The following is a 12594-nucleotide window of genomic DNA, read 5'->3' as shown; positions in this document are numbered from 1 at the left end:
AAACTAGTACTCATAGCCTTTTGTTCGACACTTGAAACCTCGGGGCGATCATCCGGCCTGTCACCGTTCGGCGGAGTGTCAGATTTGTCCGGAGGCGAGTTCCACCACGGTGATGTCGGAGGGCGCACCGACCCGCACGGGCGGCCCCCAGGCGCCCGCGCCCCGCGAGACGTACAACTGGGTGTCGCCGTAGCGGTCGAGTCCGGCGGCCGTGGGATTGGCCAGGCCCGCGAGGTAGTTGCCCGGCCAGAGCTGGCCGCCGTGAGTGTGTCCGGAGAGCTGGAGGTCCACACCGTGGGCGACGGCCTCGTCGATCAGGACGGGCTGGTGGGCGAGGAGGACGGCGGCGCGGGTACGGTCCCGGTCACCGAGCGCGGACTCGAAATCGGGCCCCTGCCCCTCGCCCTCCCCTCCGATGTCGTTGACGCCCGCGAGATCGAATCCGTCGATCTCCACCCGGGCGTTCTCCAGCGGATGCAGCCCCAAGTCCCTTACGTGGTCGATCCATTGAGCGGCGCCGGAGAAGTACTCGTGATTTCCGGTGACGAAGAAGCTCCCCCGGCGGGAGCTCAACCGGGCCAGCGGCTCCGCCGCCGGACCGAGATCGGCCACGGTTCCGTCGACGAGGTCCCCGACGACGGCGACGAGATCCGGCTGGGTGCGGTTGATCGTGTCGACGATCCGCTGGGTGTGGGCGCGGCCGAGGATCGGGCCGAGATGGATGTCGCTGACGACGGCGATCCGGAAACCGTGCGCGGAACGGGGCAGCTTGGCGAGCGGCACGGTGACCCGCTTGACCCGCGGCCCGCGCAGCACGCCGTAGGTGCCGTAGCCGACCGTGCCGAGCCCGGCGACGGCGGCGGCGCCCGAGACGGCCCGTGCGACGAACAGACGACGGGTGGGAGCGGCGGGACCGGCCACCGCGGAGGCTTCGGCGACCGGGGCGGGGGAGGTGTCCGGGGCGGACGCGGTGGAGGCGACCGGGGCGGGGGCGTCGGGGCCGAGGGGCTCGGGCGTCATTTCCGGGAGTGAAGACCGGTTCGTCCGGCTCGACCGGTCCGCACGGCCCGCGAGCAGGCGTCGCAGAACCGGGCGTACCGCCTCACCCACCAGCAGGGCCAGCGTCAGATACAGCAGCGCGGCCAGCCACAGATAGCCAGGCCAGGCCAGCACCTGCTGGAGCAGGAAGGGCGCACCCGCACGGCCGGAGACCAGGGCCCCGACACTCAGCAGCGGCAGGAGGAACGCGGCCACCGTGCCGGCGGTGCGCAGCACACTGTGCTCGGCCGTGGTGTCACCGACGAGGCGGCGCCACAGATAGCGGTGCACGCCGACGAGCAGCGCGATCACCACGAGCGCCGTCAGTACGAGACCGGCCAGTGCCATCGGTGCTCCCCCGCCCGCCGTATGGCCTGTTATCCGCGCTCGCGGCGCAGGGCCCTGACACCACGGAACCCGATCACGCCGATGGCCGTCCCCAGGAGGAAGGACGTGATGGCGAGCAGCAGATGCACCCAGAAGTAAGCGGTCGGGTCACCCGCGTCGTCGAAGGCGAGTCCGCTGCCGTCCTTCCAGAGGTTCTTGACGAAAGTGACCCAGATGAACCAGCTCCACACCCCGAAAGCGAGCAGGAACCAGGAGACGGGGCGGCTGAGCTTCATGGCTCCAGTATCGCTCTCGCTCCTCGGCGCAGCCGCCCGGGGTGGGCCGTCGCGGCGGTATGCCCAGCGAGTCAAGCAATCACGCTCATTCTTCATATCATCTGCCTGTACGTTGCCGATCGTGCCTGCTCTCAAAAAGACCGCACTGACGGTCCTCTCAGCCGCTTTGTTGTCCACTTTTGTCATCGGCCCTGCATCTGCAGTCGACAAGGACTCCGACGCCGATCAGCCCGAGCCGCCGGCCGCCATGTCCAGCGTCGGTGGCGAACTGCTGGGCCGGGCCGGCACACAGATGAAGCTGGGGGCCGGTGCCCCGGTGCTCCCCAAGGACCTCACGGGCAGGTCCTGGATCGTCGCGGACGCCGAGAGCGGCGACGTCCTCGCCGCGCACAACCCGCACTGGCGGCTGCCCCCCGCCTCCACCCTGAAAATGCTCTTCGCGGACACCGTGATGCCCGGACTGCAGCCGAAGACCCGCACGTACACCGTCCAGGAGAAGGACCTCGCCGGTCTCGGCGAGGGCAGCAGCCTGGTCGGCGTCAAGGAGAACCTCACGTACACGGTCCATGACCTGTGGCTCGGAGTGTTCCTGCGCTCGGGCAACGACGCGGTGCACGTGCTGTCCTCGATGTACGGCGGCGTGCCCAGGACCGTCGCCGACATGCAGGCGCACGCCGAGGAGTTGCAGGCGCTCGACACCAAGGTGGCCTCACCCGACGGATACGACGCGGCCGATCAGGTCTCCAGCGCGTACGACCTGACGCTGTTCGCGCGCAGCGGGCTGCAGAAGGCGGACTTCCGGGAGTACTGCTCGACCGCCGAGGCGGACTTCACCGGCACCACGAAGGACGGGAAGCGCAAGACCTTCAAGATCCAGAACACCAACCGGCTGCTCACCGGGGCGGACGGGGTCGAACCGTACAAGGGCATCGCGGGCGTCAAGAACGGCTACACCACGCACGCGGGCAACACCTTCACCGGTGTCGCCGAACGCAACGGCAGGGTGCTGCTGGTCACCGTCATGAACCCGTCGTCCAAGAAGGCCCACGCCGTCTACAAGGAGGCCGCGAGCCTCCTGGACTGGGGCTTCGCCGCGAGCGGAAAGGTGACCCCGATCGGCGAGCTGGTGGCGCCTAGGTCCGCCTCCACCGGGAACAGCACCGGGAAGGGCCCCACGGCGAACGACGCGAACGACGGGCGCAACGGCAGCAACGGTCCTTCGCGCACCGCCGAGGCCGCCGCCTCCACCGGGGGCGGCGGGGGCATCGGAATCGCGCTGGGGATCGCCGGAGGCGTCCTGGTCCTGCTGGCCGCGGGGGCGTTCCTGGTCAACCGGCGCTGGCCGCTGCCGGACCTGGTGCGCCGCCTCCCTCGTCGCTGACGGCCGCGGACTTCCCCGCCTCGTCCCTGCTGTTCCGCGTCGCCGTCCAGGCGGCGCAGAACAGCAGGAGCCTCGCCGTGAAGTTGATCCACAGCAGCAGCGCGACCGGCACCCCGAAGGCGCCGTACATGCTCTTCGACGCGACGCCCTTCATATAGCTGCCGAGCAGCAGCTTGAGCAGTTCGAAGCCGACCGCGCCGATCGCCGCCGCGACCAGCAGCCTGCGCCGCGGGGGTTCGACACCGGGCAGCAGCGTCAGCAGATAGAGCAGCAGCAGGAAGTCCGCGAGGGCCGCCACGACCAGGGCGGCCACCTGCAGCACCACACCGCCCGCGCCGCCGTCCGAGATGCCCAGCAGGCGGGCGGTCCAGCCCACGGCGACGGAGCCGGCCGAGGAGACGGCCAGGGTCGCGAGCGCCGCCCCGCCGAGACCGAGGAGCAGCCCGACGTCCTTGAGTTTGCGCAGGACCGGATTGCCCAGATCCAGGTCGTCCATGCCCCACACGGCGCGCAGGCAGCCTCGCATCGCACCGATCCAGCCGACGCCGGTGAAGAGCAGGGCCGCACCGGCGACCAGCCCCACCGTGCCCGCATGGGCCACCAGACCGCTGATGCCGAGCTGGTCGGAGATACCCGGCACCTGCTGGGCGATCTTGTCCTCGATCGTGTGGACCTGCTTCTCGGTGAGGAGCGCGGCAGCGACCGCCGCACCGACCGCGATCAGTGGGAAGAGCGCCAGAAAGCTGATGAAGGTGATCGCGGCGGCGAGCCTGGCCCAGTGGACCCGTTCCAGCGTTTCGTACGAGCGCCAGGCGTGCGTCGCCATCAGCCGGGAGACGATCGGCCCGACGACGGGGAGGTTCTTCAGCCAGTCCATGATCCACGACTACCCTGCTGGGCGCAGAAATGCGGGTGCCGCGTGCCCTGCTGCAGGAATCGAAACCTTTTCAATCACCCATACAGGTGACTGCTGTAACAAATCCCTCGAATGGGTTTTGTCGGGCGATACGGTCACATCCATGTCTGTCGACACCGTGTCCCTGACCGGCTGGGGCCGTACTTCCCCGACGACCGCGCTGCGCTTCCGTCCCCGGACGTACGAGGAGGCGGCTGCGACGGTGCGCGGCTGCGGGCCCCGCGGTTCCATCGCCCGCGGCCTCGGCCGGGCCCACGGCGACGCCGCCCAGAACGCGGGCGGCTCCGTTCTCGACATGACCGCGCTGGACCGGATCCGCACCATCGACGCCGGGACCGGCCTGGTGGTCTGCGACGCGGGGGTCGGCCTGCACCGGTTGACGGAGGTCCTGCTGCCGCTCGGCTGGTTCGTCCCGGTCGCACCGGCCACCCGGCAGGCCACGGTGGGCGGCGCGATCGCCACCGATCTGCACGGCCGCAACCACCACGTCTCCGGCTCCTTCTCCCGGCACGTCCAGGAACTGGAACTGCTGACGGCCGAGGGCGAGATCCGGACGGTCCGGCCCGGCACCGATCTCTTCGACGCGACCGCGGGCGGCCTGGGTCTGACGGGGGTGATCCTCTCCGCCACGCTCCGCTGCCACCGCGTCACCAGCTCCTGGATGTCGGTGGACACCGAACGGACCGTCGATCTGGACGACCTGCTGGCCAGGCTCTCGGCCGGGGACCACCGCTACCGCTACTCGGCGGCGTGGGTCGATCTCCTCGCCCGCGGCCGCGCGACGGGCCGCGCCGTACTCACCCGGGGGGAGCATGTGCCCGCGGACGCGCTGCCCGCGCAGGCCCGGCGCACGCCCCTCGCGTTCCGTCCGGGACAGCTGCCGGCCGCACCCGCTCTCGTACCGGACAGGCTGTTCGGCCGCACCTCCGCCGCCCTCCTCAACGAGTTCCGCTACCGCACGGCCCCTCGGTACCGCCTCGGCGAACTCCAGCAACTGTCCGCGTTCTTCCATCCGTTGGACCGCCTGCCGCCCTGGAACCGGTTCCATGGCCGCAGCGGGTCCGTGCGGTACCAGTTCGTCGTCGGGCACGGGCAGGAGGAGGCTCTGCGCCGGATCGTGCACCGGATCTCGCAGCGGCGCTGCCCGTCGTTCCTCGCCGTGCTCCAACGGTTCGGCGAGGGTGACCCGGGCTGGCTCTCCTTTCCCATGTCCGGCTGGGCACTCGCTCTCGATCTGCCCGCCGCACTGCCGGGCCTGGCCGGCTTCCTGGACGCGCTGGACGAGGAGGTGGCGGAGGCCGGCGGACGGGTCTGCCTGGCGAAGGACTCCCGGCTGCGGCCTCAGATGCTGGCCGCGATGTATCCACAGCTGGCCGCGTTCCGGTCACTGCGCGCCGAGCTGGACCCGAACGGGGCGTTCCGTTCGGACCTGTCGCGCCGCCTCTCGCTCTGACGGGCAGGGCGGTGGTCCGCCCCTCCGCTTCTCCCGTTCTCGCCCGATTCCCCTCGTTCCCGTCCGATCTCCCTCTGCAAGGAGCGTCTCCGTGAAGGACGCCTTCGGTGCCCCGCAGTCCCTGCTCGTCCTCGGTGGCACGTCAAAGATCGCTCTTGCCACCGCGCGCCGGCTGATCGCCCACCGGACCCGTACGGTCTGGCTGGCCGGCCGCCCCTCCCCCGCCCTCGACGAGGCCGCCGCGGAACTGCGTACCCGCGGCGCCGATGTCCGGACGGCCGACTTCGACGCCCTCGACCCCGAGTCCCATGAGACCGTCCTCGGCAAGATCTTCGCCGAGGGCGACATCGACATGGTGCTCCTCGCCTTCGGTATCGCGGGCGACCAGGAACACGACGAGGAGGACCCGCTCTCCGCGGTCAGGGTCGCCGGGACCAACTACACGGGGGCCGTCTCCGCCGGGCTGGTGTGCGCCGGCGCGCTTCAGGCGCAGGGGCACGGTTCGCTGGTGGTGCTGTCCTCGGTGGCGGGCGAACGCGTCCGCCGGGCCGACTTCATCTACGGGTCCAGCAAGGCGGGCCTGGACGCGTTCACGCAGGGGCTGGGAGACGCGCTGTACGGCACGGGGGTACATGTGATGGCCGTACGTCCCGGTGTCGTACGGCCTCAGAAGCCGGCCCGGGCGGCGACGCCGCGGCTCACCGCGGCCGGGCTCGCCACCGCCCCACTGGAGGCGCCGCCGCTCACGACGACGCCGGACGCGGTCGCCGCGGCGATCGTGGCGGGGCTGCGACGGCGTTCGGAGACGGTGTGGGTGCCGGGGTCACTGCGTGTGGTGATGTCGGCACTGAGGCATGTGCCACGGCCGTTGTTCCGGCACCTGCCGATCTGATTCCGCGGCCGCCGATCAGGGGTGCAGCGAGGGCTCGTCCATGGAGGAGCCCTGCGCGGGCACGGCGGCCGCGCCGTCCCCCGAATCGAACGGGAACTCGTTGATCTTGCGCCAGACGCTGTCCGGGCCCTGCTCGTACAGGGCGAAGGAGGCGCAGGTCCAGGCGGCCTCGTAGTCGGAGAGCTCCTTGTAGGCCCGGTCCATCGCCTGCTCGGTGATGTCGTGCGCCACGGTCACATGCGGGTGGTACGGGAACTGGAGTTCGCGTACCAGCGGTCCCGAGGCGTCCCTGACCCGCTTCTGCAGCCACGCGCACGCCGAGGCGCCCTCGACGACCTGGACGAAGACGACCGGCGAGATCGGCCGGAAGGTCCCGGTGCCGGACAGCCTCATCGGGAAGGGACGGCTGCCCGCGGCGATCTGCGCGAGGTGGGCCTGGATCGCCGGCAGGTCGGCCGCCTCGGCCTCGGTCGGCGGGACGAGGGTGACGTGGGTGGGAATGCCGTAGGCGGCAGGATCCCCGAAGCTCGCGCGCCGCTCCTGGAGCAGGCTGCCGTAGGGCTCCGGGACCGCGATCGAAACGCCGAGCGTTACGGTCCCCACGTCGTTCTCCTCAATCCTCGGTGGTCCATGGTCCACGGCGGTCGATGGCCCTTTTTCGGCCATCGCCCCCGTCCGACTTCTCTCGCCAGTGTGAGCCCGCGGCTGCGAAATCGCCAGGGTCTTTGGACTCAGTGCTTCGCAGGCAGAAAGCCCATCCGGTCGTACGTCCGGGCCAGCGTCTCGGCCGCGACGGAACGGGCCTTCTCTGCGCCCTTGGCCAGGATCGAGTCCAGCGTCTCCGGGTCGTCCAGATACTCCTGGGTGCGGGTGCGGAACGGTGTGACGAAATCGACCATGACCTCGGCGAGGTCGGTCTTGAGCGCACCGTAGCCCTTGCCCTCGTACTTCTGCTCCAGATCCGCGACAGCGGTGTCGGTGAGCGTGGAGTAGATGGTCAGGAGGTTGCTGACACCGGGCTTCTCGACCTGGTCGAAGCGGATCACCGTGTCCGTGTCGGTGACGGCGCTCTTGACCTTCTTGGCGGTGGCCTTCGGCTCGTCGAGGAGGTTGATCAGGCCCTTGGGCGTGGGCGCGGACTTGCTCATCTTCGCCGACGGGTCCTGAAGGTCGTAGATCTTCGCCGTCTCCTTCAGGATGTACGGGTCCGGCACGGTGAAGGTGTCGCCGTAGGTGCCGTTGAACCGCTCGGCGAGGTTACGGGTCAGCTCCAGGTGCTGGCGCTGGTCCTCACCGACCGGGACCTGGTCGGCCTGGTACAGCAGGATGTCGGCGACCATCAGCATCGGGTACGTGAACAGACCGACCGTGGTGCGGTCGGCACCGTGCCTGGCGGACTTGTCCTTGAACTGCGTCATGCGGGACGCCTCGCCGAAGCCGGTGAGGCAGTTCATGACCCAGCCGAGCTGGGCGTGCTCGGGAACATGGCTCTGCACGAAGAGCGTGCAGCGCTCCGGGTCGAGACCGGCGGCAAGAAGCTGGGCGGCGGCGAGCCGGGTGTTCGCACGCAGCTGCGCGGGGTCCTGCGGGACGGTGATCGCATGCAGGTCCACGACCATGTAGAAGGCGTCGTGGGATTCCTGCAGCGCCACCCACTGGCGGACCGCGCCGAGGTAGTTGCCGAGGTGGAACGAGCCTGCGGTGGGCTGGATTCCGGAGAGCACGCGGGGGCGTTCAGAGGCCATGGCACCCATTGTCTCAGGTGCCGAAGCGTTGTCCGGCAGCCCGGTACGGAAGGGACCCGGCCATCCGCGGCGCGCACCGCCGCGGATGAGACGAGGAACACGGCCGGGCCGGCGGCCGGACGCGGACCGGCATCCGCGGGCGCGCCGTGAATCGAAGGTTTCCTGGCCCGGGTTCCGACCGACGATACAAAGTGGGCACCACCCTCCGCCCACGCCGCACGACGAACGGAGACCCCGTGTCGACCACGGAAACCGCCATCGCCTCCGCCGAGGCGCACAGCGCGCACAACTACCACCCGTTGCCCGTCGTCGTCGCTTCGGCCGACGGGGCCTGGATGACCGATGTCGAGGGCCGACGCTACCTGGACATGCTCGCCGGATATTCGGCGCTCAATTTCGGCCATGGCAACCGGCGCCTGCTCGACGCGGCCAAGGCGCAGCTGGAGCGGGTGACCCTCACCTCGCGCGCCTTCTACCACGACCGGTTCGCCGATTTCTGCACGCAGCTCGCCGACCTGTGCGGCATGGAGACGGTGCTGCCCATGAACACCGGGGCGGAGGCCGTGGAGACCGCGGTGAAGACCGCCCGCAAGTGGGGCTACCGGGTGAAGGGTGTCCCGGACGGCATGGCGAAGATCATCGTCGCCGCGAACAACTTCCACGGCCGGACGACGACGATCATCAGCTTCTCCACCGACCCGGAGGCGCGGGAGGACTTCGGTCCGTACACGCCCGGTTTCGAGATCGTTCCGTACGGGGATCTGACCGCGCTCGCGGAGGCCATGACGGAGAACACCGTGGCGGTGCTGCTGGAGCCGATCCAGGGCGAGGCGGGGGTGCTGGTGCCGCCGCCCGGCTACCTCCCCCGGGTGCGGGAGCTCACCCGGGAACGGAACGTGCTGTTCATCGCGGACGAGGTCCAGTCGGGCCTGGGCCGGACCGGGAAGACCTTCGCCTGTGAGCACGAGGGTGTCGTGCCGGACATGTACGTGCTCGGCAAGGCGTTGGGCGGTGGTGTGGTGCCGGTGTCGGCAGTGGTGTCGTCGCAGGAGGTCCTCGGGGTGTACCGGCCCGGTGAGCACGGTTCGACGTTCGGCGGCAACCCCCTCGCCTGCGCGGTGGCGCTGGAGGTCATGGCGATGCTCCGGACCGGCGAGTTCCAGCAGCGGGCGACCGAGCTGGGCGAACACCTCCACCAGGAACTGCGGTTGCTGGTGGGCGGGGGCGCGGTGGAGGAGGTACGGGGCCGCGGACTGTGGGCGGGTGTCGACATCGCGCCGCACCGCGGCACCGGCCGGGAGATCTCGGAGAAGCTGATGGCCCGTGGGGTGCTGGTCAAGGACACCCATGGCTCGACGATCCGGATCGCCCCGCCCCTGGTGATCAGCAAGGAGGACCTGGACTGGGGGCTGGAGCAGATCCGGGGCGTCCTGCGCGGCTGAGCCCCCGCACCGGGCCGGGGGTTCTAGAGGATCACGTGGGGCAGGAAGCGGGCGTACTCGTCCGTGACCAGCCCCGCCGATTCCCGGATGCCGAGCCCGGCCGCCTCGTCCTCGACGACCCACGCACCCAGCACCACCCGGTTGCCGTCGAAGTCGGGAAGCGGTGCCAGCTCCTGGTAGCAGCACGGCTCGTCCCGCAGCACCGCGGGGCTTCCCGGCTCGTGGAGGGTGACCCCGGCCCCCTCACGGCCGAGCAGCGGCTTGGCGACATAGCCGGAGCCGCCACGTCCGCCGTCCGTCGCCGCGAGCTCACGGGGGCCGTCGAGGTAGGAGGGGAGCAGGTTCGGGTGGCCGGGAAAGAGCTCCCAGAGGATCGCCAGCAGCGCCTTGTTGGAGAGCAGCATCTTCCAGGCGGGTTCGATCCAGCAGGTGCTGCCGGTGCCGCCGCCGTTGTCCAGGGTGTCCAGCACGTACGGTCCGAAGCGGTCGGTCGCCAGCCACTCCCACGGGTACAGCTTGAAGCAGCTGCGGATGAAGCGGAGCCGGTCGTCGACGAACCGCCCCGTCAGCCGGTCCCAGCCGATCTGTTCCACGGAGAGCGCCTGTGTGTCGATGCCGGCCTGCTGGGCGGTCTCCCGCAGGTAGGCGACCGTCATCAGGTCCTCGCCCAGTTCGTCGCCCTCGGAGTGCGCGAAGTGCAGCGGTCCGGGCGGCAGCAGGGCGGCCTGTCGTTTCCACGCGGCGACGAGACGTTCGTGCAGCGAGTTCCACTGGTCGGCGGCCGGGAAGCAGTCCTCCATCCAGAACCACTGAGCACTCGCGGCCTCCACCAGCGATGTGGGGGTGTCCGCGTTGTACTCCAGCATCTTCGCCGGGCCGGTTCCGTCGTAGCGCAGGTCGAACCGGCCGTACAGATAGGGCAGTTCGTCACGTCGGCGCCAGGACTGGGCGATGAGCCCGGCCAGTCGGCGGTCGGTGATGCCGAGTTCGGCGAACCGGTCCTGCTCCACGATGTGCGCGGCCGCGGCCAGACACAGCGTGTGCAGTTCCTCGACGACGTCCTCCAGCGCCTCGACCTCGGGCAGCGAGAAGACGTAGTAGGCACTCTCGTCCCAGTACGGACGCAACGATCCGTCGGGATGGCGGGTGAGCGGGTAGACCAGCCCCTGCCGCTCCACCGTCTGCTGCCAGCCGGGGCGCGGCCGTGCGGTGCGACGCTCCATACCGGCTCAGCCGCCGCTGCTGCCCGAGCAGCCGAAACCGCCGCGCTCGACCGCGGACTTGTCGAAGCTGCCGCCCTGCACCTTGCCGTTCTTGCTGGTGCCGCCGTAGTAGTACGCCCCCTTGCCGCTGTCGTTCTTGCACTCGTAACTCGGCAGCTTGCTCCGGGTCTGCGGGTCGACGCACCGCTTGTCCGGTTCCGAACCACAGGAGGTGATCATCGCCGCGAGCACCCCCATGCCACCGAGCACGACCGTGCTCGATCTCAGCTTGCGTAGGGCCATGCTTCCGTCTCCCCCGGTGTACAGATCAAGCCACTGCGCCCACTCGGCGCCGGCCGGTAGTCAGATTAAAGGGCTGCCGACGGTGGCGGGAAGCGGATGCGCCGAACACGTCCCGGGGCTGCCTGCGCCGGGCGTACCCGACCACGGGCCGGAGCGGTTCCCGCGTTCCCGACCTCAGGAAAGCACCCGCACCAGCGCCTCCAGCGCGCCCGCCCAGGCGCTGTCGGTCGGCGTCCCGTACCCGATGACCAACGCGTCGCGCCCCGGTCCGGCATCCGGGTGCCGGAAGCGCGAGAGGCCTTCCAGCGCGAGGTCCTGCCACGCCGCCGCACGCATCGCGGACGCCTCGCTGCCCTCGGGGAGTTCGAGGACGGCATGCAGGCCGGCAGCGATGCCGCTGACCCGGACCTCAGGTGCCCGTTCCGCGAGGGTCTCGACCAGTTGGTCCCTGCGGCGCCGATAGCGCAGCCGCATGGCGCGGACGTGCCGGTCATACGCGCCCGAGGCAATGAACTCCGCCAGGGTCAGCTGCTCCAGCGCGCTCGACGACCAGTCGCTCAGCCCCTTGGCCTCGGTCACCTCCCCCACCAGGTTCTCCGGCAGCACCAGCCACCCCAGCCGCAGCCCCGGCGCCAGCGACTTGCTCGTCGTCCCCAGGTGCACGACGTGTTCGGGGTCGAGACCCTGGAGCGCGCCGACCGGCTGCCGGTCGTAGCGGAACTCGCCGTCGTAGTCGTCCTCCAGAATCAGCCCACCCGTGGCGCGCGCCCAGTCGACCGCCGCGGCCCGCCGGTCGGGATGGAGCGGCACGCCCGTCGGGAACTGATGCGCGGGCGTCATCAGGACCGCGCCCACGCCGTGCAGCCCGGCCAGGTCACCGGTCCGGGCCCCGAGTCCGTCGACCGGCAGACAGGGCATGCGCAGGCCGGCGTCCGCGAGCAGGTTCCAGTGGATGTCCAGTCCGTACGACTCGACGGCCACCTCCCGCACGCGCCGCCCGCGCAGCACCGCCCCCATCAGCTTCAGCGCCTGCACGAAACCGGCGCAGACCACGATCCGTTCCGGGTTCGCGTACACGCCCCGGGCACGGGCCAGGTAGTCGGCGAGTACGGTGCGCAGCTCGATGCGCCCGCGCGGATCTCCGTACCCGAAGGCGTCGTTCGGCGCATCGGTCAGGGCGCGGCGGGCTGCCTTGAGCCAGTCGGCGCGGGGAAACGACGCGAGGTCGGGCGATCCGGGCAGCAGGTTGTGGACGGGTCGGGAGCGGACCGGCCGGGCCCTCGCCGCCCTCGGGGCCACCCTGCGCGGCTCGGCCCGCTGCGCGACCCTGGTCCCCGAACCCTGCCGGGCGGTGAGCCACCCCTCGGCGACCAGTTCCGCGTAGGCGTCGGCGACGGTGTTGCGGGCGATACCGAGGTCGGCGGCGAGGCCGCGGGAGGACGGAAGCCGGGTGCCCGGTGCCAGCCGCCCCGTGCGTACGGCGTCGCGCAGGGCATCCACGAGACCGGCCCGCACTCCTGCCGCACCCGCCCTTTCGAGATGCAGGTCGGCGCCGAAAGTGGCCCAGGAATCCTTCACGGAAATGGACCATACCCCTGT

General features: G+C 70.5%; 12 protein-coding genes. 4 read left to right on the top strand and 8 right to left on the bottom strand.

The genetic code is table 11. The features are described 5' to 3' along the window. Nucleotides 1-78: 78 nt before the first annotated feature. Together AB0L71_RS17710 and AB0L71_RS17705 are read right to left on the bottom strand one after the other, a co-directional pair. A complete protein-coding gene (locus AB0L71_RS17710; protein WP_365243509.1) occupies nucleotides 79-1386 on the bottom strand; it encodes a metallophosphoesterase in 1308 nt (435 codons plus the stop codon). A gap of 29 nt (nucleotides 1387-1415) precedes the next feature. Continuing rightward, nucleotides 1416-1661, bottom strand: a complete 246-nt coding sequence (locus AB0L71_RS17705; protein ID WP_365243507.1) for a hypothetical protein — start codon at nucleotides 1659-1661, stop codon at nucleotides 1416-1418. A 121-nt stretch (nucleotides 1662-1782) separates the two neighbouring features. On the opposite strand from AB0L71_RS17705, the gene AB0L71_RS17700 reads away from it, so the two are divergent. Continuing rightward, complete coding sequence (locus AB0L71_RS17700) at nucleotides 1783-3042, top strand: D-alanyl-D-alanine carboxypeptidase (RefSeq protein WP_365243505.1); 1260 nt, start codon at nucleotides 1783-1785, stop codon at nucleotides 3040-3042. On the opposite strand, the gene AB0L71_RS17695 is transcribed toward AB0L71_RS17700, so the two are convergent. After that, on the bottom strand, nucleotides 2990-3919 hold the full coding sequence (locus AB0L71_RS17695) for a YihY/virulence factor BrkB family protein (protein WP_365243503.1): 930 nt from the start codon (nucleotides 3917-3919) through the stop codon (nucleotides 2990-2992). The two genes, AB0L71_RS17700 and AB0L71_RS17695, sit on opposite strands and share 53 nt — an antisense overlap. A gap of 142 nt (nucleotides 3920-4061) precedes the next feature. Between AB0L71_RS17695 and AB0L71_RS17690 the strand changes: the two genes are divergently transcribed. Both AB0L71_RS17690 and AB0L71_RS17685 read left to right on the top strand, forming a co-directional pair. Beyond that, nucleotides 4062-5411: an FAD-binding oxidoreductase gene (locus tag AB0L71_RS17690; protein ID WP_365243501.1), complete on the top strand. Its 1350-nt coding sequence runs from the start codon at nucleotides 4062-4064 to the stop codon at nucleotides 5409-5411. Nucleotides 5412-5502: 91 nt separating this feature from the next. Further along, a complete protein-coding gene (locus AB0L71_RS17685; RefSeq protein ID WP_365243500.1) occupies nucleotides 5503-6303 on the top strand; it encodes a decaprenylphospho-beta-D-erythro-pentofuranosid-2-ulose 2-reductase in 801 nt (266 codons plus the stop codon). Nucleotides 6304-6318: 15 nt separating this feature from the next. Here the strand turns inward: AB0L71_RS17685 and AB0L71_RS17680 are convergent, their stop codons facing one another. Further along, on the bottom strand, nucleotides 6319-6906 hold the full coding sequence (locus tag AB0L71_RS17680; RefSeq protein ID WP_365243498.1) for a 2'-5' RNA ligase family protein: 588 nt from the start codon (nucleotides 6904-6906) through the stop codon (nucleotides 6319-6321). A 128-nt stretch (nucleotides 6907-7034) separates the two neighbouring features. Then, entirely contained in the window at nucleotides 7035-8048 is a 1014-nt protein-coding gene (gene trpS / locus AB0L71_RS17675; protein WP_365243496.1) for a tryptophan--tRNA ligase, read from the bottom strand. A 236-nt stretch (nucleotides 8049-8284) separates the two neighbouring features. On the opposite strand from trpS, the gene rocD reads away from it, so the two are divergent. Beyond that, nucleotides 8285-9490, top strand: coding sequence for an ornithine--oxo-acid transaminase (rocD, locus tag AB0L71_RS17670; RefSeq protein ID WP_365243495.1), 1206 nt, complete (start codon nucleotides 8285-8287; stop codon nucleotides 9488-9490). A 23-nt stretch (nucleotides 9491-9513) separates the two neighbouring features. Here the strand turns inward: rocD and AB0L71_RS17665 are convergent, their stop codons facing one another. From AB0L71_RS17665 to AB0L71_RS17655, 3 genes are all read right to left on the bottom strand, one after another. Further along, entirely contained in the window at nucleotides 9514-10713 is a 1200-nt protein-coding gene (locus AB0L71_RS17665; protein WP_365243493.1) for a glutathionylspermidine synthase family protein, read from the bottom strand. Between the two features lie 6 nt (nucleotides 10714-10719). Continuing rightward, nucleotides 10720-10995, bottom strand: coding sequence for a hypothetical protein (locus AB0L71_RS17660; RefSeq protein ID WP_365243491.1), 276 nt, complete (start codon nucleotides 10993-10995; stop codon nucleotides 10720-10722). Between the two features lie 174 nt (nucleotides 10996-11169). Further along, on the bottom strand, nucleotides 11170-12573 hold the full coding sequence (locus AB0L71_RS17655; RefSeq protein ID WP_365243489.1) for a PLP-dependent aminotransferase family protein: 1404 nt from the start codon (nucleotides 12571-12573) through the stop codon (nucleotides 11170-11172). Nucleotides 12574-12594 lie beyond the last annotated feature (21 nt).

The sequence above is a fragment of the Streptomyces sp. NPDC052052 genome, assembly GCF_040680455.1.
In the GTDB taxonomy this organism is placed as follows: domain Bacteria; phylum Actinomycetota; class Actinomycetes; order Streptomycetales; family Streptomycetaceae; genus Streptomyces.
This window is presented reverse-complemented; position numbering and strand designations above follow the sequence as displayed.